This window comes from Pseudomonas sp. VE 267-6A, assembly GCF_024126555.1.
In the GTDB taxonomy this organism is placed as follows: Bacteria; Pseudomonadota; Gammaproteobacteria; order Pseudomonadales; family Pseudomonadaceae; genus Aquipseudomonas; species Aquipseudomonas palmensis.
In genome coordinates, this window is sequence record NZ_JAMYBY010000010.1 from 145,644 (window position 1) to 170,986 (window position 25,343).

Sequence of the window (25,343 nt, forward strand, 5' to 3'; positions counted from 1 at the left end):
GGTTGCTCAGCCTGTCAGTAGGCTTTGCTTACCGAGCGTGGCGCTACCGGCTGGTTGTCGTTGGAGATGGTGACCTCCACGCGACGGTTCTGCGCACGGCCCGAGTTGCTGGAGTTGTCAGCCACCGGGAATTCCTTGCCGTAGCCCTGGGCCACGATGCGCGATGGGTCTACGCCGGCACGTACCAGTGCGGTGCGAACCGCGTTGGCGCGACGCTCGGACAGCGACTGGTTGTAGCTGGCAGAGCCCTTGCTATCGGTGTAGCCCTCGACGATCACCTTGCGGTCAGGGTTTTCCTGGAGGAACTGCGCCAGGGTGGTGATGTTCGGCAGGGCGCTGCTTTTCAGGTTGGCCTTGTCGAAGTCGAACAGCACGTCGCCGAAGGTCACCAGGGTGCCGCGTTCGGTCTGCTTGGCGTTGAGGCTGTTCTGCAACTGCTTGATTTGCGCATCACGGGCATCCAGGCGAGCCTGGGCGCGTTTGGCGGCAGCGCTTTTCAGGTTGTTTTCGGCGTCACGCAGGGCGATGGTCTGCTTGGCCACTTCCACGCGCTGGTTGGTCAGGTAGGCGAGCTGGTCGACTTTCTTCTCGTCTTCCTTGTTCATGTAGGCTTGGTCGGCCTTGTTCAGCCAGTCTTGCGCGTCCTTGGTTTCCAGCGCCGCGACCTTGCTCGCCTGCGGGTTGCTCTGCAGGGCGGAGAAGTTGGTCCGGGCGGATTCCAGGTTCGGGTTAGGCGGCGTGGAGCAGGCAGCCAGACCAACGCTCAAGGCCAGAAGGGCGGGGATCATCACGTGTTTACGCATAGTGGGTCATCCTTTATCGATTACGAATGCATGGGTCGGTGAGGCGAGCGGCTTACTGCACGCTGCGCATGCCTTCCTCACGCAGGTCCTGCACGCCCTGGTTGGCGTCCTGCACCGCTTTTTCGGCCTTGGCCGCCTGGGCTTTGCGCTCGGCGACGCGAGCGTCCCATTCGGCCTGTTCGGCCAGGCGCTTGGCCTCGTCGTACTTCTTGTCATGCATGGCGATTTCAGCTTGTTTGAGCTTGTCCTGAGCCGCCTTCATTTCCACCGCCGCGAACTCGGTACCGCCCGCGCTGACGGCGGAGTTCACCGCTGACTGCGTTACGGCGTACTGCTCGGTTGGCGGATTGCCTGCGCAGCCGGCCAGAACCAGGCTGCTGCCCAATGCCAGCGCAGCCAGCTTGAGCCCGCGCAGTTGGGTGAAGGAGGTTTTTTCGGTGCGGGTCTTCATGGTGGTCAACTCCATTGGATCACTCCTGATGAACAACGAATTCCGTAACAATCCATCGGCATGGCCCGTCAGCCTGGGGAACACGATATGCCCGTAGCTTAGGGGTTTTGCCGTAATGGCTATTGGCTGTGACCGAAGCGTTTTTTGAATAGTTCAGAAAAAAGTCTCGCCTTATCGTGTTTTTATCTGACTGATCGGTCAGTAGGTTTTCGGGGGAACTTTGCAGCGCGTGCGTAGTACGCGTGCCTGTATGGGTATAGACGGAGTTTGTGGTTCGGGCCATCAAAGGGCCTTGAATGCGGGGTTCTCGAGGCGGCTGCACGGCCCATCGCAGAGTTATGCGGGCTGTGGCGCTCCACAGCGCAGCCCGCAGTCGGCCAGCGGATCACTAATGCGCCGGCCCGTCCTTGCGCTCACTCATGTCGCGCAGGTAACGGCGTGACAACGCCAGAAAGCGAGGGGTGGGGCCGACGTCTTCGTAGAGCGGATTGTCTTCCTCGTCGGTGGCGATCACCTGCTGGCCCTTCACATACGGAAAGCTCGCCTCAAGCTCCTCCAGCGCCGCGCCGAGCAATTCGCCCAGCAACTCTTCGGGCCGGCGCTTGGGGTACATTTCGCTCAGCGCCGCCAGGCGCGCCGCCGCTTCGACGTCCAGGTGCAGGACGTGGTCGGTGGCGCTCAACGGGCCCTTGGCGCTGTGTTCCCAATGCTCGGCTAAATCACGGATCTTCATGGTGGCCTCCCACAGGTGGATGTGTTCGTTAGAGCATCGCCACCGCACATAGTTTGGTTGCATCGCCCACCCGGCTTGAAAGCCCAACCTCGACGGGGCACTCTGGACCCAGAGCTGTTTTCCCAGGATGCGGAGGCAAGGCTGATGACCGATATCGATGTGCGCTTGCGAGAAGATGTTCACCTGTTGGGCGAGTTGTTGGGCGACACCGTGCGCGAGCAGTACGGCGAAGCCTTTCTGCAAAAGATCGAAGACATACGTCGCAGCGCCAAGGCCGACCGCAGCGGCAGTGCCGAGCAGCTGAGTTCGACCCTGAACGACCTTGCCGAAGACGAACTGCTGCCGGTGGCGCGGGCCTTCAACCAGTTCCTCAACCTGGCCAACATCGCCGAGCAGTACCAGCTGATTCGCCGTCGTGATGCCGACCAGCCCGCGCCGTTCGAGTCGCGCGTGCTGCCCGAGCTGCTGGCCCGGCTCAAGGCCGCCGGGCACAGCGACGACGCCCTGGCTCGCCAGTTGGGCAAGCTCAGCATCGAACTGGTGCTGACCGCCCACCCGACCGAAGTCGCGCGCCGTACGCTGATCCAGAAGTACGATGCCATCGCCGCGCAACTGGCCGCCCAGGATCACCGCGACCTGACCCCCGCCGAACGCGACCAGGTGCGCCAGCGTCTGCAACGGCTGATCGCCGAGGCCTGGCACACCGAAGAGATCCGCCGTACCCGGCCGACCCCGGTGGACGAAGCCAAATGGGGCTTCGCGGTGATCGAGCACTCGCTCTGGCACGCCATCCCGCATCACCTGCGCAAGGCTGACAAGGCGCTGCACGAGGCCACCGGCCTGCGCCTGCCGCTGGAGGCTGCGCCGATCCGCTTCGCCTCGTGGATGGGCGGCGACCGTGACGGCAACCCCAATGTCACCGCCAAGGTCACCCGCGAAGTACTGCTGCTGGCGCGCTGGATGGCCGCCGACCTGTTTTTGCGCGACATCGATTCGTTGGCCGCCGAACTTTCGATGCAGCAGGCCAGCGAGGCGTTGCGTGCCAAGGTCGGTGATTCGGCCGAGCCTTACCGCACCCTGCTCAAGCAACTGCGTGATCGCCTGCGGGTGACGCGGGCCTGGGCCCAGAGCTCGCTGGCCAGCCCGCAGCCGGCCCCCGCCGAGGTACTGCACGACAACCGCGACCTGTTCGAGCCGCTGCTGCTGTGCTTCGAATCGCTGCACGCGTGCGGCATGGGCGTGATCGCCGATGGCCCGCTGCTCGACTGCCTGCGCAGGGCCGTTACCTTCGGGCTGTTTCTGGTGCGCCTGGACGTGCGCCAGGACGCCGCCCGGCACGCCGACGCACTCAGCGAGATCACCGAGTACCTGGGCCTGGGGCGCTACGCCGACTGGGATGAAGACGCGCGTATCCGTTTCCTGCAGCAGGAGCTGAGCAACCGCCGGCCGCTGCTGCCTGGCGACTTCAAGCCCCAGGCCGATACCGCCGAGGTGCTCGCCACCTGCCGCGAGGTGGCCGCCGCACCTGCCGCTTCGCTGGGCTCCTACGTGATCTCGATGGCCGGCGCCGCTTCCGACGTGCTGGCCGTGCAACTGCTGCTCAAGGAAGCCGGCGTGCGCCGGCCGATGCGCGTGGTGCCGCTGTTCGAAACCCTGGCCGACCTGGACAACGCCGGCCCGGTGATGGAGCGCCTGCTCGGCCTGCCGGGCTATCGCGCCAGCCTGCACGGGCCGCAGGAGGTGATGATCGGCTATTCCGATTCGGCCAAGGATGCCGGCACCACCGCGGCGGCCTGGGCGCAGTATCGTGCCCAGGAAACCCTGGTGCGCATCTGCCGTGAAGAACAGGTCGAACTGCTGCTGTTCCACGGTCGCGGCGGCACCGTGGGGCGTGGTGGCGGCCCGGCGCATGCGGCGATCCTGTCGCAGCCGCCGGGCTCGGTGGCGGGGCGCTTCCGTACCACCGAGCAGGGCGAGATGATCCGCTTCAAGTTCGGCCTGCCGGACATCGCCGAGCAGAACCTCAACCTGTACCTGGCTGCGGTGCTGGAGGCGACCCTGCTGCCGCCACCGCCGCCGCAACCGGCCTGGCGCGAACTGATGGACCAGCTGGCCGCCGACGGCGTGAAGGCCTACCGTGGCGTGGTGCGCGACAACCCCGAGTTCGTCGAGTACTTCCGTCAGTCCACCCCGGAACAGGAACTCGGCCGCCTGCCACTGGGCAGTCGCCCGGCCAAGCGGCGCGCGGGCGGCATCGAGAGCCTGCGGGCGATCCCGTGGATCTTCGGCTGGACCCAGACGCGCCTGATGCTGCCCGCCTGGCTGGGCTGGGAGGCGGCGCTGAACAATGCGCTGGCCCGTGGCCAGGGCGAACTGCTGGCCGAGATGCGCGAACAGTGGCCGTTCTTCCGCACCCGCATCGACATGCTCGAGATGGTGCTGGCCAAGGCCGACGCCGACATCGCGCGCTTCTACGACGAACGTCTGGTGCAACCGCAACTGCGACCTTTGGGTGCCCATCTGCGCGACCTATTGTCGCAGGCGTGCCAGGTGGTGCTGGGTCTCACGGGGCAGCCGGTGCTACTGGCGCACAGCCCTGACACCCTGGAATTCATCCGTCTGCGCAACACCTATCTGGACCCGCTGCATCTATTGCAGGCCGAGCTGCTGGCACGCTCGCGCGCACGCGAAGCCGCTCTGGACAGCCCCTTGGAACAGGCGCTGCTGGTGACTGTGGCGGGTATTGCGGCAGGTCTGCGCAACACCGGTTGAGGGCGGGGCAGGGGTGGCGCGCCAGTGCCCGGCGCGCGCCCCGAGCACCCGGGCGAAGCGGTTTCGCCCCCGGTTGCGCCGGGCGCAACCCGGGCACGAACGGGCCTCACGCAGTATTTTTTTCCGACTTTCGACCGCTTGTGTGGTCCGGGTGCGCTGTGTATCTTGAGCAGCCTTTTGACCGATTTGCGGTCATCACCCGATTCTTGGGATTGGCCCTGAGTGGCGAATCCATTGATTTGCTTATAAAAAATTGAGGAGCACAAGATGCGCGTAATTCTGCTGGGAGCTCCCGGGGCCGGTAAAGGTACTCAGGCAAAGTTCATCACCGAGAAGTTCGGTATTCCCCAGATTTCCACCGGCGACATGCTGCGTGCCGCGGTCAAGGCCGGCACCCCGCTGGGTCTGGAAGCCAAGGCGATCATGGACGCCGGCAAGCTGGTGTCCGACGAGCTGATCATCAACCTGGTCAAGGACCGCATCGCTCAGGCCGACTGCGCCAAGGGTTTCCTGTTCGACGGTTTCCCGCGCACCATTCCCCAGGCTGAAGCCCTGGTGAGCGCCGGCGTCGAGCTGGATGCCGTGGTCGAGATCGCCGTTGCCGACGAAGAGATCGTCCAGCGTATCGCCGGCCGCCGCGTGCACGAAGGTTCGGGTCGCGTGTACCACGTGGTCTACAACCCGCCGAAGGTTGAAGGCAAGGACGACGAGACCGGCGAGCCGCTGATCCAGCGCAAGGACGACACCGAAGAAACCGTGCGTCATCGCCTGTCGGTCTACCACGAGCAGACCAAGCCACTGGTGGACTTCTACCAGAAGCTGTCGGCTGCCAACGGTGGCAAGCCCAAGTACAGCCACATCGAAGGCGTGGGCTCGGTCGATGCCATCACCGCCAAGGTGCTGGCCGCTCTGAGCTGATCACCGCTCGGATGTGCACACAACGGCCCGCTTGCGGGCCGTTGTTGTTTATAATGCCGTTCTTTTTTCTTGCCCCCTGGAACCCCCGATGACCACCTTGCTGGCCCTGGATACCGCCACTGAAGCCTGCTCCGTTGCCTTGCTGCATGACGGCAAGGTGCTCAGCCACTATGAGGTGATCCCGCGCCTGCATGCGCAGAAGCTGCTGCCGATGATCCAGACGATGCTGGCCGAAGCGGGCATCGCCCTGTCGGCCGTCGATGCGATTGCCTTCGGCCGCGGCCCCGGCGCCTTTACCGGGGTGCGGATCGCCATCGGCGTGGTGCAGGGCCTGGCGTTCGCCCTCGAGCGTCCGGTGCTGCCGGTGTCCAACCTGGCGCTGCTGGCCCAGCGCGCGTTGCGCGAGCACGGCGCCGAGCAGGTGGCGGCGGCGATCGATGCGCGCATGGACGAGGTGTACTGGGGCTGCTACCAGCAGCAGGCCGGCGAAATGCGCCTGCTGGGCAGCGAGGCGGTGCTGGCCCCCGAACAGGTCAGCCTGCCGCCGGGCGCGGCCGGCGACTGGTTCGGTGCCGGTACCGGCTGGGGCTACGCCGAGCGCCTGCCGGTGGCCGTCAGTGGCCAGGACGCCGGCATGCTGCCCCACGCCCTCGACCTGCTGACCCTGGCGCGGTTCGCCTGGGACCGGGGCGAAGGTATTGCGCCCGATCTCGCCCAACCGGTGTACCTGCGCGACAAGGTGGCCACGCCCAAGGCGCGGTAAACCGCTGGTCGTCTATCGCCGTTGCGCATAAACCTTTTGCTCGATATGTGGTCCAGTTATCAGTCGGGCATTTGCGAAGTCTCTCAGGTGCCGCTAAATTGCCATCATTGCTCCTGAGTAATCGTTCATGCGTGTCGACGGCTTCTCTTCCCAGTCCTATCCGATCAAGCGCCCGCTGCGCAAGCCGCCGGTGCGCGAAGAGGACGTGGACGAAGACCTGCCGGGCGAGTTCGAGGCGCAGCCGTCACCATCAGGTGCTGCAGGCGGCGCCAGCCGCAGCGGCCTGCCGGTGCGCCAGCAGGACATGATCTTCCCGCGGGCGCGCAACAAGCGCACCGCCCAGGCCCTGGCCAGCTACCTGACCACTGCCGGCTTCGTGGACTGGGAGATGGAAGTGCTGGGGTTGGACCTGTACATTTGAGGCATGACGCCTTTACCTTACTTTCTCGGTTGCCCGTCCTGGAGTGAAAACGCCTGGCGCGAGTACCTGTACCCCGCCGACGCCAGACCCAGCGACTTTCTCGGCCTCTACTGCCAGGTGTTCAATGCGGTGGAGGGCAACACCACCTTCTATGCGCGCCCCGCGCCCGCCACCCTGGAACGCTGGGCGCAGATCATGCCCGCGCACTTTCGCTTCACCGCCAAGTTCCCCGGCGACATCAGTCATGCAGACGACCTGCGTCAGCAATGCGTGGCCGCGCAAACCTTCATCAACCTGCTCAAGCCGCTGGGCGCCCGTGTGGCGCCCTACTGGTTGCAGCTGCCTGCCAGCTTCGGTCCGGCACGCCTGGGCGAGCTGGTGGCATTTATCGACGAGGTGGACGTGCCGCTGGCGGTGGAGGTGCGCAACAAGGCCTTCTTCGCCAAGGGTGAGGAGGAACGTTTGCTCAATCGGCTGTTGCTCGATCGCGGCGTCGAACGCATCTGCCTGGACCCGCGTGCCCTGTTCAGTTGCACCTCGCGCGATCCGGGCGTGCTGCATGCCCAGTCCAAGAAACCGCGGGTGCCGCCACGCCCTGCCGCCTTCAGCCAGAGCCCGCAGGTGCGCTTCATCGGCCACCCGGAACTGGCGGCCAACGAGCCGTTTCTGCTGCCGTGGCTGGACAAGGTCGCGGCCTGGATCGAGGAGGGGCGCACCCCGTACGTTTTCCTGCATACTGCCGACAACCGCCTGGCAGCCGCGCTGGCGCAGCGTTTTCATCAGGGCCTGATGGAGCGCCTGCCCGGCTTGCCGGCCTTGCCTGAACTGCACAGGGCGCCCGCAGCCGAGCAGCTTGGCCTGCTCTGACCGCCCCGTACCGCCTGCTCTGGAGTTGTGATCATGGATGTGCAAACCCTGCGTGCCGAAGCCTTCAAGGCGCTGCATGAACGTGATGGCGCCTTTGTCATCCCCAACCCCTGGGATGCAGGCTCGGCCAAGCTGCTGGCCAGCCTCGGCTTCGAGGCGCTGGCCACCACCAGCGCCGGCCTGGCGTTCTCGCTGGGGCGCCCCGATGCCGAAGGCGCCATGAGCCTGGAGGAAACCCTGGGCAACGCGCGCAGCATCGTCGATGCCACCGCTCTGCCGGTGGCTGCAGACCTCGAGAACGGCTTCAGCGATACGCCCAAGGGCTGCGCCGAGGCCATCCTGCAGGCCGCCGCTGTGGGGCTTGTAGGCGGCTCCATCGAGGATGCCAGCGGCAACCCGCAAGAGCCGATCTATGGCTTTCATCAGGCAGTGGAGCGCGTCGAGGCAGCCGTTGCGGCGGCGCGCAGCCTGGAGTTTCCGTTCACCCTGTGTGCCCGCGCCGAAAACCTGCTGCACGGGCGCCTGGACCTGGACGACACCATCAAGCGCCTGCAGGCCTTTGCCGAGGCCGGTGCCGATGTGCTGTACGCGCCGGGCTTGCGCAGCGCCGAGGAGATTCGCCAGGTGGTGCAGGCCGTGGCGCCCAGGCCGGTCAACGTGCTGATGGGGCTGAGCGGGGTGGACCTGAGCGTAAGCGACCTGCAGGCGCTCGGGGTCAAGCGCATCAGCGTCGGCTCGTCGCTGGCGCGTGCGGCCTACGGCGCGTTCTTCCACGCCGCCGAACGGATCCAGCAGCAGGGCCGCTTCGACTATGCCGAGCAGGCGCTGCCGTTCGACCAGCTCAACCAGTTGTTCAGGCGCTGATCGTCCATGCGGGGAGTGGGCATTTTCCTGGTGATAGCGATGGCGGCGGGGCTGGTGGCCTGGCAACAGGGCTGGCGCCTGCCGGCTGCCTGGAACCCGTGGGCGGTGCTGGACGTCAAGGCGCCACCGAACCTGCTGACCCCCTACAAGCTGAGCCGCCTGCAGGATGACCCCAGGCTTTGCGAACAGGCCCTGGCCACCTCGACGCTGCGCTACAGCAAGCAGGCCGACAGCGCGCCAGATGTGGCCTGCCCGCTGCACAACGTGGTGCGGGTGCAGGGCTCGGGCGTGCGCCTGAGCAGCAGTTTTCTGGCCAGTTGCCCGGTGGCGGTGGCCTTCGCGCTGTTCGAGCGCCACGGCCTGCAACCGGCCGCGCAGCGTGCATTCGGCCAGGCGGTGGTGCAGGTCGATCACCTGGGCAGTTTTGCCTGTCGCAATGTGTACGGGCGCAAGGAAGGGCGGCGCAGCCAGCATGCCAGCGCCAATGCGCTCGACATCGCCGGGTTCAGGCTGGCCGATGGGCAGCGCATCGAGGTGCTGCGCGACTGGCCGGGTGAGGGGGTGAAGGCGAAGTTTCTACGCGAGGTGCAGGCTGGCGGCTGCGACAGTTTCAACACGGTGCTGGGGCCTGACTACAACGCTGCCCACCGCAACCACTTCCACCTGGATATGGGCTTCTGGCAGATCTGCCGTTAGGCGGCGATGCGCACGTTGTTCAGTACCACCGGACGGGCCCAGCTGAGGTCGAACTCCAGGTCCGACTGCTGCTTGAGCAGCGTGGCCTGGTCGAACGGCTCCGGCGCCGGGTCGAGCAGGCTGGCTTCCAGCTCCGCGATCGGCAGGTGCAGCGGGTAGGGTTGCGGCGCCGGGCCTGGCTGCGGCAGCGGATGACCCTGGCTCATCACCACCGGGCGCACCCAGTTGTTGCTGATGTCCAGCTGGCGCTGCTGCTCCACCAGTTCCAGCGCGCTGAATGGCGGCGCAGGCTTGTCCAGCAGGTCCAGTTCGAATTCGGCAATCGGCAGGAACAGCGGCTCGGGCGGGGCGACGATGGTGTCGTGCACGTCGCACAGGCGCTGGCTGTGAATCTGCGCCAGGGTCTGGCTGCCGGCAATCGGTTCGCCGGTGACGGTGTCGACCTCGGGGACCGCCAGCTGACCTTCCTGCGCACCTTCACCCTGCTGCTCTGCCAACGCCTGGGCAAAGAAGTCCTGCCACAGGTGGCTGACGCCGCCGAGGGTCTGGGTGTTGTGCCGGGCAAAGTCGCCGACGGGCGACAAATAACCGGAAGGGAGCTGAAGAATGTCTGACATGGCAGTCGAAGGCTGTCCGGGTCTGGCAAAATAGCGATTACTGCGGTTATCGGCACAGGCCGGCAATCATTTAATTTTTTTGTGTGGGGAAGGTGAGCGGTGGAGCAACTGGCGGACGGCGGTATCCGGGTCGAGGCGTTGGCTGCCGAGTATCAGGCACAGGCCGAGCACTGGGCGGTGCGCCTGGGCTTGCCGCTGCAGGATGCGTCGGCGGCCTTTGCCGTGCAGGTGGGCGAGACCGGCCTGCAGATCCAGCAGTTGGGCCCGCAGGCACCGGGCCCGGTGCGGGTGGATTTCGTCGAGGGCGCGGCGGCCCATCGTCGGGTGTTCGGCGGGGGCAGCGGGCAGATGATCGCCAAGGCGGTCGGCATCGCCCAGGGCGTGCGTCCACGGGTGCTGGATGCCACGGCAGGGCTGGGCAAGGACGCCTTCGTGCTGGCCAGCCTGGGCTGCCAGATGCAACTGATCGAGCGCCAGCCGTTGGTGGCGGCGCTGCTCGAGGATGGCCTGGCGCGTGCGGCAGCGGATGCCGAGGTGGGCCCCATCGTGGCCCGCATGCAGCTGCTGGCAGGCAACTCCATCGAGCGCATGCGCGACTGGCAGGGCGAACCGCCGCAGGTGATCTACCTCGATCCGATGTTCCCGCACCGCGACAAGAGCGCCCTGGTGAAAAAGGAGATGCGCGTATTCCGCCCACTGGTGGGCGATGACCTGGATGCACCGGCACTGCTGGAGGCCGCCCTGGCCCTGGCCAGCCACCGGGTGGTGGTCAAGCGCCCGCGCAAGGCGCCGATCATCGACGGGCCCAAGCCCAGCCATAGCCTGGAAGGCAAGTCGAGCCGCTACGACATCTACCCCAAGAAAGCCCTCAAGCCCTGACTAGGGGCGGTAGGCCCGCAAAAACACCGCCACCACGTCCTGCACATGTGCCTCGGCAGCCTCGGCGTCCAGCGCCGGGGAGTAGCCGAGCAGCAGGCGATAGTTCGGCGCCCCCTTGAGCAGGCAGAAGAAGTGCTCGGCCGCCCTGGCCGGCTGCTCGATACGCAGCAGACCATGCTGGTCGACGCGCTGCAGCAGTGCCTCCATCTCGCGCAGCACGCGCAACGGGCCGGCTTCGAAGAAGATCTGGCTGAGCTTGGGGTCCTGGGTGCCCAGGGCCATGATCAGGCGGCTGAGCTTGACCGATTGATCGCTGTTGATCAGCGCCTGGAAGCCGCGCCCGATGTTCAGCAGGACCTGCTCCACCGACGTGCCTTCGGTCAGTTCGAAGAACAGTTCGGGCAACTGGGCCGTGCAGGTGGCCACGATCGCCGAGGAGAACAGTGTCTCCTTGTCGTTGAAGTGGCTGTAGACCGTCAGTTTCGAAACCCCTGCCGCATTCGCGACCGCATCCATGCTGGTGTTGGCGTAACCGTGGGTGAGAAACAGGGCTTTGGCCGCCTCGAGGATGGCCTGGCGCTTGGCGAGGTCCTTGGGCCGGCCGGGGCCGTTGGTGGCGCTGGTTTCGTTTGGCATGAATGACACGTACAGGTTCGTTAAGGGGTACAGGGTACACCGTGGTCGCCGCCTGGGGGCTGCAATCTGCGCTTTGAACGCCTATCAGCGCCAGTGATGGCGGGTGGAGGTGGCTTTTTCGGCTCCACGGAGGGCCCAAGCGGCAGGTCCAGGTGTCAGTTCGGTGCGTGCGACGACCCTGAAATTTCTGTCCGACAATCGCTTCCCGGCGCCGTTGCGCTGATTTACTATACCCGCCGGTATAAATATTAGATGCGCTACTCACGGAAGGTTCTCGATCATGTTGCGCCATGCCTTGCCCCTTGCATTCCCGCTTACCCTTGCCTTGCTGCTGAGCGGCTGCGGGCAGGAGAGTCCCCCGCCAAGCACCCTGCGCCCGGCCATGGTGGTGCAGCCGCAGCTGTCCACGGCGGCGGTCGACAGCTACCCCGGCGAAGTGCGCGCCCGGCTCGAGCCGGAGTTGGCGTTTCGTATTCCCGGCAAGGTCAGCAAGCGCCTGGTGGAGGAGGGCCAGCGGGTCAAGGCCGACCAGCCATTGGCCGAGCTCGACCCGCAGGACGTGCGCCTGCAGCTGGAGGCCAGCCGCGCGCAGATGGCAGCGGCCCAGGCCAACCTGAGCCTGGTCAAGGCCGAGCGCGACCGCTACCAGACCCTGCTGGAACGCCAGATGGTCAGCCGCTCGCAGTTCGACAACGCCGAAAACCTGTACCGCGCAGGCCTGGCGCGGGCCAACCAGGTGCGCGCCGAATTCGATGTGGCCGGCAACCAGGCCGGCTATTCGGTGCTGCGCGCGCCACAGGACGGGGTGGTGGCCAAGCGTCAGGTCGAGGTGGGCCAGGTGGTGGCTGCCGGGCAGACCGTGTTCACCCTGGCCGCCGATGGCGAGCGCGAGGTGCTGATCAGCCTGCCGGAGCAGAACTTCGGCCGCTTCAAGGTCGGCCAGCCGGTGTCGGTGGAGCTGTGGTCGCAACCGGATACGCGCTTCGAGGGTCGCATCCGCGAGCTGTCGCCGGCCGCCGACCCGCGGTCACGTACCTTCGCTGCGCGCATCGCGTTCGCGGCCGGCAAGGTGCCCGCAGAACTGGGGCAGAGCGCACGGGTGTTCATCCAGCACGCCGAGCAGGTGCCGCTGGCGGTGCCGCTGTCGGCCCTGAGCGCCGAGAACGGCCAGACCTACGTGTGGCGGGTGGAGCCTGACAATACGCTCAAGCGCACCGTGGTGCGGGTTGGCGCCTACGGCCAGGCCAGCGTGCCGGTGCTCGAAGGCCTCAAGCCCACCGATTGGGTGGTGGCGGCTGGCGGCCATGTGCTGCACGAAGGGCAGCAGATACGACCGGTGGACCGGTCCAATCGCGTGGTGAATCTGGCGGCCAAGGAGTAAGTCCCGATGGGTTTCAACCTTTCCGCCTGGGCGCTGCGCAATCGCCAGATCGTGCTGTTCCTGATGGTGCTGCTGGCCCTGGTCGGCACGCTTTCGTATACCAAGCTGGGCCAGAGCGAAGACCCGCCGTTCACCTTCAAGGCCATGGTGATCAAGACCAACTGGCCGGGGGCGAGCGCCGAGGAAGTCTCGCGCCAGGTCACCGAACGCATCGAGAAGAAGCTGATGGAGACGGGCGAGTACGAGAAGATCGTCTCGTTCTCGCGCCCTGGTGAGTCCCAGGTCACTTTCATGGCCCGCGACTCGATGCATTCCAAGGATGTTCCCGAGCTGTGGTACCAGATCCGCAAGAAGGTCGCGGACATTCGCCACACCTTGCCGCCGGGTATCCAGGGGCCGTTCTTCAACGACGAGTTCGGCACCACCTTCGGCAATATCTATGCACTGACCGGTGAAGGCTTCGACTACGCGGTGCTCAAGGACTACGCCGACCGCGTGCAGATCCAGCTGCAACGGGTAAAGGATGTGGGCAAGGTCGAGCTGCTCGGCCTGCAGGACGAGAAGATCTGGATCGAGCTGTCGAACCTCAAGCTGGCGACCCTGGGCCTGCCGCTTGAAGCCGTGCAGCAGGCGCTGGAGGAACAGAATGCGGTGACCACCGCAGGCTTTTTCGAAACCCCCAGCGAGCGCCTGCAACTGCGCGTGAGCGGGCGTTTCGAGACGGTGGAGCAGATCGAGCAGTTCCCCATTCGGGTGGGCGAGCGCACCTTCCGTATCAGCGATGTGGCCGATGTGCGCCGCGGTTTCAACGATCCGCCCGCGCCACGCATGCGCTTCATGGGCGAAGACGCCATCGGCCTGGCGGTATCGATGAAGGCCGGTGGTGACATCCTGGTGCTGGGCAAGGCCCTTGAGGTCGAGTTTGCCCGTATCTCGGCCAATCTGCCGGCTGGCATGCAGCTGCGCAAGGTGTCCGACCAGCCGGCCGCCGTGAAAACCGGGGTAGGCGAGTTCGTGCAGGTGCTGGTGGAAGCACTGGCCATCGTGCTGCTGGTGAGCTTCTTCTCGCTGGGCATGCGCACCGGCCTGGTGGTGGCGCTGGCGATTCCGCTGGTGCTGGCGATGACGTTTGCCGCGATGTATTACCTCGGGATCGGCCTGCACAAGATTTCCCTGGGGGCACTGGTGCTGGCGCTGGGGCTGTTGGTGGATGACGCGATCATTGCGGTGGAGATGATGGCGATCAAGATGGAGCAGGGCTTCGATCGCTTCAAGGCCGCCAGCTACGCCTGGACCAGCACCGCCTTCCCGATGCTCACCGGCACCCTGATCACAGCGGCGGGCTTTCTGCCGATTGCCACGGCGCAGTCGGGCACGGGCGAGTACACCCGCTCGATCTTCCAGGTGGTGACCATTGCCCTGATTGCCTCGTGGATCGCCGCCGTGGTGTTCGTGCCGTACCTGGGCGAGCGGCTGCTGCCAGACCTGGCCAAGCTGCACGCGGCCAAGCACGGCACCACCGATGGCGCCACCGACCCCTATGGCACGCCGTTCTACCAGCGTGTACGGCGGCTGGTGGGCTGGTGCGTGGCGCACCGCAAGACGGTGATCGTGGCGACCCTGGGCCTGTTCGTGCTCAGCGTGCTGTCGTTTCGCTTCGTGCCCCAGCAGTTCTTCCCGGCCTCCGGACGGCTGGAGCTGATGGTCGACCTGAAGCTGGCCGAGGGCGCCTCGCTGAGCAACACCGCCGAGCAGGTCACGCGCCTGGAGGCCCTGCTCAAGGAGCGCGCCGGCATCGACAACTATGTGGCCTACGTGGGCACCGGCTCGCCGCGCTTCTACCTGCCCCTGGACCAGCAGTTGCCGGCAACCAGCTTCGCCCAGTTCGTGGTGCTGGCCAAGACCATCGAGGAGCGCGAGGCGCTGCGCAGCTGGCTGATCGAGACCCTGAACGAGCAGTTCCCGGACCTGCGTTCGCGGGTCACGCGCCTGGAAAACGGACCCCCCGTGGGCTACCCGGTGCAGTTCCGGGTCACCGGCGAGCACATCGAGGAAGTGCGTGCACTGGCGCGCAAGGTGGCGGCCCGGGTGCGCGAGAACCCGCATGTGGTGAACGTGCACCTGGACTGGGAAGAGCCGAGCAAGGTGATCTACCTGAGTATCGACCAGGACCGTGCCCGGGCCCTGGGGATCAGCACCGCGCACCTGGCCAAGTTCCTGCAAAGCTCGCTGACCGGTTCGTCGGTCAGCCAGTTCCGCGAAGACAACGAGCTGATCGAGATCCTGCTGCGCGGCACGCGCCAGGAACGCACCGAGCTGACCAACCTGTCGAGCCTGGCGGTGCCCACCGAGAATGGGCGCAGCGTTGCGCTGTCGCAGGTGGCGACGCTGGAGTACGGCTTCGAGGAAGGCATCATCTGGCACCGTAATCGCCTGCCGACGGTGACGGTACGTGCCGACATCTATGGCAAGGAGCAGCCGGCGACCCTGGTCAAGCAGATACTGCCGACCCTGGAGCCGGTGCGTGCCGAGCTGCCGGATGGCTACCTGCTGGAAGTGGGCGGTACGGTGGAGGATTCGACCCGCGGGCAGAACTCGGTGAATGCCGGGGTGCCACTGTTCATCGTGGTGGTGTTGAGCTTGCTGATGGTGCAGTTGCGCAGCTTCTCGCGCACGGTGATGGTGTTCCTCACCGCGCCATTGGGGCTGATCGGGGTGGTGCTGTTCCTGATGGTGTTCCGCCAGCCGTTCGGCTTCGTGGCGATGCTGGGCACCATTGCGCTGTCGGGGATGATCATGCGCAACTCGGTGATTCTGGTGGACCAGATCGAGCAGGACATCGCGGCCGGGCTGGACCGTTGGCAGGCGATCATCGAGGCCACGGTGCGGCGCTTCCGGCCGATCGTGCTGACCGCGCTGGCGGCGGTGCTGGCGATGATTCCGCTGTCGCGCAGCGTGTTCTTCGGGCCGATGGCGGTGGCGATCATGGGCGGGCTGATCGTGGCCACGGCGTTGACGCTGCTGTTCCTGCCGGCGCTGTATGCGGCGTGGTTCAAGGTGCGCAAGCCCTGAGAAGGCGTTCGCCGGCAAGGCCGGCTCCTACGGGGGCACTGCGCATCCTGTAGGAGCCGGCCTTGCCGGCGAAGGGCCCTAGAGGGCGCCGAAGACCTTCTTGGCCAGGCTGGTAGCCGCGGCTGCCGGGTTCTGGCGGATCGTCGCTTCCTGCTTGCCGATCATCTCGAACAGGCCATCCAGCGCTTGTTCGGTCACATAACCCTCGACGTTGGCGTTCTTGCTGTCCAGCAGGCCCAGCGACGAGGCCTGCCCGGCAAAGCTGTTGTACTGCTTGGCCAGGCCGACCTGGTCGGTGGCCTGCTTGACGATGGGCAGGAACTTGGCACGGATCTGCTCGCGGCTGGTCTTGTTCAGGTACTGGGTGGCCGAATCGTTGCCACCGCTGAGAATACCCTTGGCGTCGGCCACGCTCATCTTCTTGACCGCATCCACCAGCAACGCCTGGGCCTGCGGTACTGCCGCCTCGGCCGCCTTGTTCATGCTGGCCTCGAGCTGGTCGACCTCGGCGCCCATGCCGAATTTCTTCATGGCCTTGGCAGCCTTGCCCAGGTTGCCCGGCAGCTCGATGCGCACGTCCGGGTTGTTGCTGAAGCCGCCTGGGGTGCCCAGTTGCTTGACGGCAATCTGCGCACCTTGGGTCAGGGCATCCTTGAGGCCGCCGGTGGCGTCCTTCTGCGACAGGGCCAGCGCACTGGCCGACAACAGCAGGCCGGCACACAGGCCGGTAAAGGTAAGAGCAGGGCGGAACATGGCAGCATCCTTATCCAAAGGCAAAAAGGGGATCAGCGAACGGCGTCGACCTTGATTCGTACAGGCTGGGCGTCGCTACCGTCCAGCTGCACGCCGTGGTGTTCGGTGTTGATGAACAGCAGCTTGCCGTCCAGCTCGATGCGCGCGCTCACGGCATAGCGGTGGCCCGGCTTGACCTGTGCCGGGTCGTAGCTCAGGTGAAACGGCAGGGGCACCTGGCCTTTTACCGGGCCGCTCTGGTTGGCCAGGGTGACGGCTGGCGCATCGGCCAGCGACACGTCCTGCAGGCTGACGCTCAGGGTGGCTGCCGGTGGCAGGGCGATGCGCTGCAGGTAGAACACCTCGCCGTCCAGGCTGGCCTTGGAGGGTGACGGGGTGCTGCTGCAGGCGGCCAGCAGGCTGCCCAGCACAGCCAGGGTCAATTTCTTCATCGTGTACTCCTGTTCAGACTTGTTGCTCGGTGTGTTCGGTGGTTTCGTCGCTGCGCTGCAAGGCCACCTGGCGGATCGACAGGCGCACCTCGGCCGACAGCACGCGCTTGGCGGCGCCTTCGGCCAGCTCGCTGAGTTTTTCATGGTAGCCGAGCTTGCCCGCCGCATCCGGGCGCAGCACGCCCTGTTCGATCTGGGTCTGGATGAAGTGGCGGAACAGGCTCTTGTCGAAGAATTCCGGGGCGTTCAGGCCATGCAGGATCGACAGGCGCTGGGCCATGACCACGCACAGGTCTTCCAGCTCTTCGGCGCTGAGGGTGTGCTGGCCGCTGTTGAGCAGCAGCGCGGTGGCCATGTAGAAGCGCTGCAGGGTCTGGGTGATGGCCCGCGCCAGCAGGGTCAGCAGCACGAACTGGCGCGAACTCGGGGCGGGGCGCAGGTACACGCCGTTCTCGAAACGCAGCAGGCCCTGTTCGACGAATGCCTCCAGCCACTGGTCGATCACCCCGTCGAGCTCCTGGGCATCCCAGCGGATGAACAGCTCCGACTGCAGATACGGGTACAGCGCGTGGGTGTAGCGGCCGATCAGTTCGCGGCTGATGCGCGAGCTGCTCTGGAAGAAGCTTGCCAGCAGCGCCGGCAGGGCGAAGATGTGCAGTACGTTGTTGCGGTAGTAGGTCATCAGTACCGCGTTGTTTTCATCCAGGTACAGGATGCGCCCCAGCGCGTCCTGCTGCTCGGCCAGCAGGTCCATGCCGCGCACGTGGCCGATCAGCGCCAGGCCGTCGCCTTCGGGCAGGGTGGTATGGGCGGAGTAGGGCACCTGGCGCAGCAGCGCCAGGTACAGGTCCAGTACCCGCGCCAGGGCGCGTTCGTCCAGGGCCAGGCGGCTGGTGGACAGCAGCGCCAGGGCCACCAGGTTGACCGGGTTGATCGCGGCGGCCTCGTTCAGGTGCTGCGCGACCTTCTCGCCCAGGCGCGAGGTGGTTTCGTTGAGCCAGGCCGGGCGGAACTGCGGGCTGTGGTCCTGTTCGCGCCAGCCCGGTTGCTGCTGGTCGAGGAAGCTGGCCAGGCGGATCGGCTCGCCGAAGTTCACGGCCACCTGGCCGAAGCGCTGCTTGAGCGCGCCGATGACCTTGAAGATGTCGAAGATCGATTCCTTCTTCTTGCTCGCCCCGCGCAGCTCGCCCAGGTAGGTGCGGCCTTCGAGCACGCGCTCGTAGCCGATGTACACCGGCACGAACACGATCGGGGTGCGCGAGGAACGCAGAAAACTGCGCAGGGTGATCGCCAGCATACCGGTCTTGGGCTGCAGCATGCGCCCGGTGCGCGAGCGCCCGCCCTCGACGAAGTACTCCACCGGGAAGCCCTTGGTGAACAGGGTGTGCAGGTACTCGTTGAACACCGCGGTGTACAGCGGGTTGCCCTTGAAGGTGCGGCGCATGAAGAACGCACCGCCGCGGCGCAGCAGGCTGCCGATCACCGGCATGTTGAGGTTGATGCCGGCGGCGATGTGCGGCGGCGTCAGGCCGTTGCGAAACAGCAGGTACGACAGCAGCAGGTAGTCGATGTGGCTGCGATGGCAGGGCACGTAGATCACCTCGTGCCCCGGCGCGATGCCTTGCACCTGTTCGATATGGTTGACCTTGATGCCGTCGTAGATCTTGTTCCAGAACCAGCTCAGCACCACTTCGAGGAAGCGGATGGCGGTGTAGGTGTAGTCCGAGGCGATCTCGTTGCCATAGCGCAGGGCCTGGGCCTCGGCCTTGGCCAGCGGGATGTTCTCGCGCTGGGCCTCGTCGCTGATGGCCTGGCGTACCAGCGGGTCGTGGATCAGGCCCTTGACCAGGTTGCGCCGGTGCGAGATGTCGGGGCCGATGACGGCGGTCTTGAGGTTGCGAAAATGCACCCGCAGCAGGCGCTGGGCCATGCGCACGGTGCGCTCGTGGCCCTTGTTGTGCTCGACCAGCTCACGCAGATGGATCGGCGCGGAAAACTGCACGCGGGTCTTGCGCCCCAGGATCAGCACGGTAAGCAGCCGACGCAGGCGCCCGGTGACGGCCCAGCTGTCGGCGAACAGCAGCTTCCACGGGCTCGATTCGCTGGCCGGCGACTGGCCCCAGAACACGCTGACCGGAATGATCTGCGCGTCCTGTTCGGCGTGCTGGCTGACCAGGTTGACCAGGCGCGTCAGCGTCGGCGGTGCGCCGCGCTTGTCGTGGCGGCCCAGCCAGTCGGGTTCGGGGGTCAGGTAGAAGAACGCCGCCGGCTCCATCACCGGGCCTACCGCCACGGGCAGCACCGGGCGCGGGAGCCCGGCTTTGGTGCATTCGCGGTCGAGCACGGCCAGATCGGTGAGCGCGGGTGATTGCAGCACGTAGAACACCGGACGGCTGCGGTCCAGGTTCAGCGAGAAGGATGACTGGTTGATGGTTTCGGAGCGCACCCACAGGTACAGCAGTCGGCGCAGGGCGCCGAAGATCAGGCGGCGCAAGGGAGAACGGGTCATTCGGTAGGTGCCCTGGGTAATGGGATTCGAGCAGATGCTCGGTAGGTTAGTGTGCCGTATCCGCGCAAGTTCAGCAAAAAGCGCCCCGGTCATGAAAATTGTTGAATGGCTGCGTTATAGTCGGTCCGCCACTTGCAGGACAAATCCGCAAGCGGCGTAGGTAGGGCCTGGTGAGGCCCTGCCGACAAGGCGATTCCAAAATAAAAATCCGGAGTAGTTCAGATGTCGTCTCGTGAGACTGGAAGTGTGAAGTGGTTCAATGACGCCAAGGGATATGGCTTCATTCAGCGTGAGGGCGGTGCGGATGTGTTCGTGCATTATCGCGCGATCCGCGGTGAAGGGCATCGCACCCTGCTGGAAGGGCAACAGGTCGAGTACAACCTGACCCAGGGCCAGAAAGGCCTGCAGGCCGAAGACGTAGTGGGGCTGTAAAGCGGCAGGCGCCAGCCTTGCTGGCGATGGGCTGCGCAGCAGCCCCTTGGCCCGGCGATGCCGGGCTTCGCCAGCAAGGCTGGCGCCTGAGCAAAGCCGGTCAACGGCTCAACTGGTACGCCAGGTGATCTCTTCCTCGCCATCGGCGCTGATGCGGATCCAGCGGTCGGCGTCTTCTTCACCTTCCTCTTCCACCCAGCTACCCGGCGCGCAGCGCACTTCGACATTGAGTGCGGCGAATGCGGCGCGGGCGCAGGCGATGTCGTCCTCCCACGGGGTCTGGTCGCTTTCCAGGTACAGGCTGTTCCATTTGCCCACAGCCTTGGGCAGCCAGGTAACAGGTACGTTACCGGCCTTGCACTTGTAGGTCTGGCCCTTCTGCTGCCAGTCGCTGCACGGGCCGAGGGCCTGGCCCAGCCAGGCGGCGATCTGCTTGTGATCGACGTCGGCGTCCTTCAGGTAAATCTCGATATCGGGTTGGCGCATGGGGCTCTCCGGGTGCGGCTCAGTCTTGGCGCACAAAGTAATCGTAACGCATCGATACCGTCACCTCTAAGGGCTCGGGGTGATCGATGACGGCCGCGCGTCTTTCTGCGCTGGCGCGCCAGCCATGGGGGGTCATGGCCAGCAGGTTGGCGCGGTCGGCCGGGGCCGCCAGGCTCAGGCGAAACTCCAGCACTTCGCCGTGGGCGTGGTGCATGCCCGGGGGCACCAGGGCCAGGTGCTTGTCGTCGGCATAGTCGCGCACTTCATCGTACAGCCGTTCGCGCAGCTCCATCAGGTGGCCGCGGGTGGGGCCGACGCGCATCAGGCCGCCGCCGGGGCTGAGCAGGCGCCTGGCTTCCTGCCAGTCCAGCGGGCTGAACACGCTGGCCAGGAACTGGCAGCTGGCATCGGCCAGTGGCACCCGGGCCATGCTCGCCACCAGCCAGGTGAGTGCCGGGTTGCGCCGGCACGCACGCTTGACCGCCTCGCGGGAGATGTCCAGGGCATAGCCGTCGGCCTGGGGCAGGGCGTCGGCCAGTTGCGCGGTGTAGTAGCCTTCGCCGCAGCCGATGTCCAGCCAGCGCGCAGGCGCGCGCTCGGCTGCAAGCTCGGCCAGGCGCCGTGCCACCGGGGCGTAGTGCCCGGCATTGAGGAAGTCGCGACGTGCCTCGACCATGGCCTGGTTGTCGCCAGGGTCACGGCTGTTCTTGTGCTGCACCGGCAACAGGTTCAGGTAGCCCTGGCGCGCCCGGTCGAAGCGGTGCCCGGCAGGGCAGCCGACACCGTTGTCCAGGGCGCCGAGCGCGGCGCTGCAGATGGGGCAGATGAGCATCAGACGAGCAACCGGGTCAGGGTCTGGTAGTAGATCTCGGTCAGCACGTCCAGGTCGCTGGCCAGGACCCGCTCGTTGACCTGGTGAATGGTGGCGTTGACCGGGCCCAGTTCGACCACCTGGGTGCCCAGGGTGGCGATGAAGCGCCCGTCGGAGGTGCCGCCGCTGGTGGAGGCCTGGGTGTCGCGGCCGGTCACGGCCTTGATGCTGGCCGACACCGCGTCGAGCAGGTCGCCCGGTTCGGTGAGGAACGGCAGGCCCGACAGCGCCCAGTCCACCTGCCAGTCCAGGCCGTGCTTGTCGAGGATCGCCGCCACGCGGGCCTGCAGCCCTTCGACGGTCGACTCGGTGGAGAAGCGGAAGTTGAACAGTGCGGTCAGCTCGCCTGGCACCACGTTGGTGGCGCCGGTTCCCGAGTTGAGGTTGGAGATCTGGAAGCTGGTGGGGGGAAAGAAATCGTTGCCCTCGTCCCAGTGCTCGGCGGCCAGTTCGGCCAAGGCCGGGGCGGCCAGGTGGATCGGGTTCTTCGCCAGGTGCGGGTAGGCCACGTGGCCCTGCACGCCACGCACGGTGAGCCTGGCGCCAAGCGAGCCGCGACGGCCGTTCTTGACCACGTCACCGACCAGGGCGGTGCTCGACGGCTCGCCGACGATGCACCAGTCCAGGCGTTCGTTGCGCGCCGCCAGGCGTTCGACCACGGCCTTGGTGCCGTGATGGGCCGGGCCTTCCTCGTCGCTGGTGATCAGGTAGGCGACCTTGCCCTTGTGGTTCGGGTAGTCGGCGACGAAGCGCTCGGTGGCCACGATCATGGCGGCCAGGCTGCCCTTCATGTCGGCCGCGCCGCGCCCGCAGAGCATGCCGTCGGCGTCGATCAGGGCGTCGAACGGGTCGTTGGTCCAGGCCTGCACCGGGCCGGTGGGCACCACGTCGGTGTGGCCGGCAAAGCACAGTACCGGGCCGTCATCGCTGCCGTGGGTGGCCCAGAAATTGTCGACGTCTTCGATGCGCATCGGTTCGAGCATGAAGCCGGCATCGCCCAGGCGCTGCATCATCTGTTTCTGGCAGTCGAAGTCCAGCGGGGTCACCGAGGGACGACGGATCAGGTCGCAGGCCAGTTCAAGGGTAGGCGAGAGGTCGGCTGGGGCCGTCATGAAGGACTCCGGGGTGCAAGGCTGGGGCAAAAAGAAGGGGCGTTATCTTATAGCAAAAGTGCGGGGAAGGGACTGTGGATCTGTGCTGTCTGTGCGGGCCTATCGCGGGTCAAGCCCGCTCCCACAAGGTACTGCGCAATCCCTGTGGGAGCGGGCTTGACCCGCGATGGCGGTTTATCAGGCGGCAGGTGCGGGCTGCGTGACATCCGCGGGCTTGGGCAGCGACGACAGCATGGCCATGATCAGCGCCGCCAGGTACGGCAGCGATTGCACCAGCAGCATGGTCACCCAGAAGCGCATGTCGTTGCTCGGCAGGCCCTGCACCAAGTAGATGCCCAGCGCCGCGCCCCACAGCAGCAGCATGATGAACAGCTCCTCGCGGGCCTCTGCCAGTGCCACCAGCAGCCCGTGGCTGTCGGCGTTCTTCGGCGTGCGGAAGAACGGAATGCTGCTGGTGAAGAACCCGTACAGTACCGCCTTGGCAATGGTGTGCGACAACGCCAGCCCCGCCAGCGCCGCCGAGAACGCGTCCTTGAGGTTGACCCCTACCGCGCGGCGATACAGGAACACGATCTTGCCCACCTTGAACACGAACAGCGCCAGCGGCGGGATCGCGAAGATCAGCAGCGGCGGGTCGACCCGCTGCGGCACGATGATCATGGCCGCCGACCATAGCAGCGCACCCACTGTGAAGAAGATGTTCATGCCGTCGGCGATCCACGGCAGCCAGCCGGCCAGGAAGTGGTAGCGCTGGCCGCGGGTCAGCTGGGTGTCCTTGCCGCGCAGCAGGCTGGAGGTGTGGCGCTTGATGATCTGGATCGCGCCGTAGGCCCAGCGAAAGCGCTGCTTCTTGAAGTCGATGAAGGTGTCGGGCATCAGGCCCTTGCCGTAGCTCTCGTGGGAATAGGCTGCCGAGTAACCCTTCTCGAACACGCGCAGGCCCAGTTCGGCATCTTCGCAGATGCACCAGTCGGCCCAGCCGAGCTCTTCGAGCACCGAGCGCCGGGTCATGGTCATGGTGCCGTGCTGGATGATTGCATCACGGTCGTTGCGGGTGACCATGCCGATATGGAAGAAGCCCTTGTACTCGGCGTAGCAGAGCTTCTTGAAGGTGCTTTCGTTCTGGTCGCGGTAGTCCTGCGGCGACTGCACCACGGCGATCTTGGGGTCGGCAAAGTGCGGCACCATGTGCTTGAGCCAGTTGCGGTCGACACAATAGTCCGAGTCGATCACCGCGATCACTTCGGCGTCCTTGGCGGTGTGCGGGATCAGGTAGTTCAGCGCGCCACCCTTGAAACCTGCCAGCGGTGCCACATGGAAGAACTTGAAGCGCTCGCCCAGCAGCTCGCAATGGGCCTTGAGCGGCTCCCACACGGCCGGGTCCTTGGTGTTGTTGTCGATGATCAGCACTTCGAAGTCCGGGTAGTCCAGCGCCGCGAGGGCATCGAGGGTCTGCTTGACCATCTCCGGGGGCTCGTTGTAGCACGGCACATGCACCGACACCTTGGGCCGATAGGCGCTGTCGGCCTCCACCGGCAGGAACAGCCTGCGGCGCTTGTGCGTCCATACCGCCTCGGCCAGTTCATGGGCCTCGGTCAGCAGCACGATGAACACCCCCAGCGCGCCGAGCGCCAGCAGGAAACCCACAGTGAGGCTGAACCAGGTGCTGTACTGCTGGCTGTAGTCATAGCCGATCCATACCAGCACCGAGCCGCACAGGAACGCGATGAAGGTCAGGAAGGTGCGCCCGCGCTGGCGCAGCGCCGAGCCGTCGATCAGCAGCAGGGTCAGCGACAGCATCGCCAGCACCACCGAGCCCACGGCCAGCACGCGCCACTGCGGAATGGCCACCACCGGGCCCTCGAAGTTGAATTTCTGCTGGCGCGCGGCATTGAACACGCCCCAGTAGGCGCCCACCGAACCTTCGTCACTGGCTTTCCAGGGCTGGTCGTAGGCTTCGATCACGAAGTAGTTGTAGCCCTGGCGGTTGAGCAGGTTGACCAGGCTGCGCAGGTAGATGGCCTGATCCGCCTGGGTGGCGTCGGCACCGCCGCGCATGCGGCCATTGCTGGGCCAGCCGACCTCGGACAGCAGCAGCGGCTTGCGCGGGAACAGTTGCTTGAGCTCGCGGGCGCGGTCGAGCACGAACTGCTCGGCCTGGCTCACCGGGATGAATTCCCAGTAGGGCAGGATGTGCGCGGCGATCAGGTCGGCGTGCCCGGCAAGCTCGGGGTTTTCCTTCCAGATGTGCCACTGTTCGCTGGTGGTGACCGGCACCTTCACTGCGGCGCGCACGCGGTCCATGTAGTCCATCAGGGCCTGGGGGGTGACCTCTTCGCGAAACAGCGCCTCGTTGCCGACCATCACCCGCACCACGCTGCGCGAGGTGTTGGCCAACTGGATGGCGGTCTCGATTTCGCGCTCGTTGCGTTCCAGGTCGGGGCTGATCCACACACCCAGGGTCACGCGCAGGCCGAACTCTTCGGCCAGACGCGGGATCAGCGCCTGGGTGCCTTCCACCGTATAGATGCGGATGCTGTCGGTCAGCTTGCTCAGTTGCTCGAGGTCCTCGCGCAGCTCGGCTTCGGTCGGGTACTGGCCCTTTTGCGGGCTTTCGCCCAGGCGAAAAGGCGAATACGAGAAGCCGGAGATCTGCTCCGGCCAGTCGGGGGCGGACACCGGGCGGTTGATCAGTGCCCAGAACCCGGTGAATAGCGCGGCAATCGCCATGACGACCACCAGGTTGATACCAAATTTACGCGATGACATAGATATTTCGGGTTCCGAAAAGTGGAACGGGCAAGCGCCGGCGGGCACGGATCCTACGCACCAGGCAGGTAGCGTGGTATAGGAAACGGGTGCATGTAGCGCTTGGA

Annotated in this window: 23 protein-coding genes; 11 read left to right on the top strand and 12 right to left on the bottom strand. The window is 65.8% G+C overall.

The features are described 5' to 3' along the window. Nucleotides 1–14: 14 nt before the first annotated feature. The 3 genes from NJH59_RS13835 to NJH59_RS13845 form a co-directional block, all read right to left on the bottom strand. Nucleotides 15–803, bottom strand: coding sequence for an OmpA family protein (locus NJH59_RS13835; protein WP_043863220.1), 789 nt, complete (start codon nucleotides 801–803; stop codon nucleotides 15–17). A 52-nt stretch (nucleotides 804–855) separates the two neighbouring features. Next, on the bottom strand, nucleotides 856–1,269 hold the full coding sequence (locus tag NJH59_RS13840; protein WP_043863221.1) for a DUF4398 domain-containing protein: 414 nt from the start codon (nucleotides 1,267–1,269) through the stop codon (nucleotides 856–858). Nucleotides 1,270–1,642: 373 nt separating this feature from the next. Further along, nucleotides 1,643–1,987 carry a pilin assembly protein gene (locus tag NJH59_RS13845; protein WP_253086893.1) on the bottom strand — a complete coding sequence of 115 codons (345 nt, stop codon included), beginning with the start codon at nucleotides 1,985–1,987 and terminating at the stop codon, nucleotides 1,643–1,645. Nucleotides 1,988–2,131: 144 nt separating this feature from the next. On the opposite strand from NJH59_RS13845, the gene ppc reads away from it, so the two are divergent. The 7 genes from ppc to NJH59_RS13880 all read left to right on the top strand — a co-directional run bounded on the left by ppc (nucleotide 2,132) and on the right by NJH59_RS13880 (nucleotide 9,288). Beyond that, entirely contained in the window at nucleotides 2,132–4,759 is a 2,628-nt protein-coding gene (gene ppc, locus NJH59_RS13850; protein ID WP_043863223.1) for a phosphoenolpyruvate carboxylase, read from the top strand. A gap of 267 nt (nucleotides 4,760–5,026) precedes the next feature. Beyond that, complete coding sequence (gene adk / locus NJH59_RS13855) at nucleotides 5,027–5,677, top strand: adenylate kinase (protein ID WP_043863224.1); 651 nt, start codon at nucleotides 5,027–5,029, stop codon at nucleotides 5,675–5,677. Nucleotides 5,678–5,765: 88 nt separating this feature from the next. After that, on the top strand, nucleotides 5,766–6,440 hold the full coding sequence (gene tsaB / locus NJH59_RS13860) for a tRNA (adenosine(37)-N6)-threonylcarbamoyltransferase complex dimerization subunit type 1 TsaB (RefSeq protein WP_043863225.1): 675 nt from the start codon (nucleotides 5,766–5,768) through the stop codon (nucleotides 6,438–6,440). Nucleotides 6,441–6,567: 127 nt separating this feature from the next. Then, entirely contained in the window at nucleotides 6,568–6,861 is a 294-nt protein-coding gene (locus tag NJH59_RS13865) for a hypothetical protein (protein ID WP_043863226.1), read from the top strand. Nucleotides 6,862–6,864: 3 nt separating this feature from the next. Next, a complete protein-coding gene (locus NJH59_RS13870) occupies nucleotides 6,865–7,728 on the top strand; it encodes a DUF72 domain-containing protein (RefSeq protein ID WP_104571835.1) in 864 nt (287 codons plus the stop codon). Nucleotides 7,729–7,761: 33 nt separating this feature from the next. Beyond that, nucleotides 7,762–8,592 (top strand): oxaloacetate decarboxylase, encoded by an 831-nt coding sequence (locus tag NJH59_RS13875; RefSeq protein ID WP_043863228.1) that lies wholly within the window; start codon nucleotides 7,762–7,764, stop codon nucleotides 8,590–8,592. Between the two features lie 6 nt (nucleotides 8,593–8,598). Next, a complete protein-coding gene (locus NJH59_RS13880; protein WP_058541477.1) occupies nucleotides 8,599–9,288 on the top strand; it encodes an extensin family protein in 690 nt (229 codons plus the stop codon). Here the strand turns inward: NJH59_RS13880 and NJH59_RS13885 are convergent. Continuing rightward, entirely contained in the window at nucleotides 9,285–9,905 is a 621-nt protein-coding gene (locus tag NJH59_RS13885; protein WP_058541478.1) for a hypothetical protein, read from the bottom strand. The two genes, NJH59_RS13880 and NJH59_RS13885, sit on opposite strands and share 4 nt — an antisense overlap. A gap of 99 nt (nucleotides 9,906–10,004) precedes the next feature. Here NJH59_RS13885 and NJH59_RS13890 point away from each other — a divergent pair, with 99 nt between their 5' ends. Beyond that, the gene (locus NJH59_RS13890; protein WP_043863231.1) at nucleotides 10,005–10,784 is read left to right on the top strand and encodes a class I SAM-dependent methyltransferase; all 780 of its coding nucleotides are present in this window, start codon (nucleotides 10,005–10,007) and stop codon (nucleotides 10,782–10,784) included. On the opposite strand, the gene NJH59_RS13895 is transcribed toward NJH59_RS13890, so the two are convergent. Further along, complete coding sequence (locus NJH59_RS13895; protein WP_104571833.1) at nucleotides 10,785–11,420, bottom strand: TetR/AcrR family transcriptional regulator; 636 nt, start codon at nucleotides 11,418–11,420, stop codon at nucleotides 10,785–10,787. It lies immediately after the preceding gene. Between the two features lie 280 nt (nucleotides 11,421–11,700). Between NJH59_RS13895 and NJH59_RS13900 the strand changes: the two genes are divergently transcribed. Together NJH59_RS13900 and NJH59_RS13905 are read left to right on the top strand one after the other, a co-directional pair. After that, the gene (locus NJH59_RS13900; RefSeq protein WP_043863233.1) at nucleotides 11,701–12,801 is read left to right on the top strand and encodes an efflux RND transporter periplasmic adaptor subunit; all 1,101 of its coding nucleotides are present in this window, start codon (nucleotides 11,701–11,703) and stop codon (nucleotides 12,799–12,801) included. Between the two features lie 6 nt (nucleotides 12,802–12,807). Beyond that, the gene (locus NJH59_RS13905; RefSeq protein ID WP_043863234.1) at nucleotides 12,808–15,873 is read left to right on the top strand and encodes an efflux RND transporter permease subunit; all 3,066 of its coding nucleotides are present in this window, start codon (nucleotides 12,808–12,810) and stop codon (nucleotides 15,871–15,873) included. Nucleotides 15,874–15,951: 78 nt separating this feature from the next. Here NJH59_RS13905 and NJH59_RS13910 read toward each other — a convergent pair whose 3' ends face one another. From NJH59_RS13910 to plsB, 3 genes are read right to left on the bottom strand one after another with little or no spacing between them, the layout of a single operon-like run. Further along, entirely contained in the window at nucleotides 15,952–16,626 is a 675-nt protein-coding gene (locus NJH59_RS13910; RefSeq protein WP_253086894.1) for a DUF4197 domain-containing protein, read from the bottom strand. 32 nt (nucleotides 16,627–16,658) lie between these two features. Next, entirely contained in the window at nucleotides 16,659–17,057 is a 399-nt protein-coding gene (locus NJH59_RS13915) for a YbaY family lipoprotein (protein WP_043863236.1), read from the bottom strand. Between the two features lie 13 nt (nucleotides 17,058–17,070). Continuing rightward, on the bottom strand, nucleotides 17,071–19,566 hold the full coding sequence (gene plsB, locus NJH59_RS13920) for a glycerol-3-phosphate 1-O-acyltransferase PlsB (RefSeq protein WP_058541480.1): 2,496 nt from the start codon (nucleotides 19,564–19,566) through the stop codon (nucleotides 17,071–17,073). Between the two features lie 222 nt (nucleotides 19,567–19,788). On the opposite strand from plsB, the gene NJH59_RS13925 reads away from it, so the two are divergent. Next, a complete protein-coding gene (locus NJH59_RS13925) occupies nucleotides 19,789–19,998 on the top strand; it encodes a cold-shock protein (RefSeq protein ID WP_038996759.1) in 210 nt (69 codons plus the stop codon). 108 nt (nucleotides 19,999–20,106) lie between these two features. Here the strand turns inward: NJH59_RS13925 and NJH59_RS13930 are convergent, their stop codons facing one another. The 4 genes from NJH59_RS13930 to NJH59_RS13945 all read right to left on the bottom strand — a co-directional run bounded on the left by NJH59_RS13930 (nucleotide 20,107) and on the right by NJH59_RS13945 (nucleotide 25,236). After that, complete coding sequence (locus tag NJH59_RS13930) at nucleotides 20,107–20,484, bottom strand: hypothetical protein (protein ID WP_043863238.1); 378 nt, start codon at nucleotides 20,482–20,484, stop codon at nucleotides 20,107–20,109. Nucleotides 20,485–20,503: 19 nt separating this feature from the next. Then, nucleotides 20,504–21,316: a putative RNA methyltransferase gene (locus NJH59_RS13935; RefSeq protein WP_058541481.1), complete on the bottom strand. Its 813-nt coding sequence runs from the start codon at nucleotides 21,314–21,316 to the stop codon at nucleotides 20,504–20,506. After that, nucleotides 21,316–22,467: a succinyl-diaminopimelate desuccinylase gene (gene dapE, locus NJH59_RS13940; protein WP_253086895.1), complete on the bottom strand. Its 1,152-nt coding sequence runs from the start codon at nucleotides 22,465–22,467 to the stop codon at nucleotides 21,316–21,318. The genes NJH59_RS13935 and dapE overlap by 1 nt, the downstream gene beginning before the upstream one ends. Before the next feature lie 177 nt (nucleotides 22,468–22,644). Continuing rightward, nucleotides 22,645–25,236 carry a glycosyltransferase gene (locus NJH59_RS13945; RefSeq protein WP_043863241.1) on the bottom strand — a complete coding sequence of 864 codons (2,592 nt, stop codon included), beginning with the start codon at nucleotides 25,234–25,236 and terminating at the stop codon, nucleotides 22,645–22,647. Between the last annotated feature and the right edge of the window lie 107 nt (nucleotides 25,237–25,343).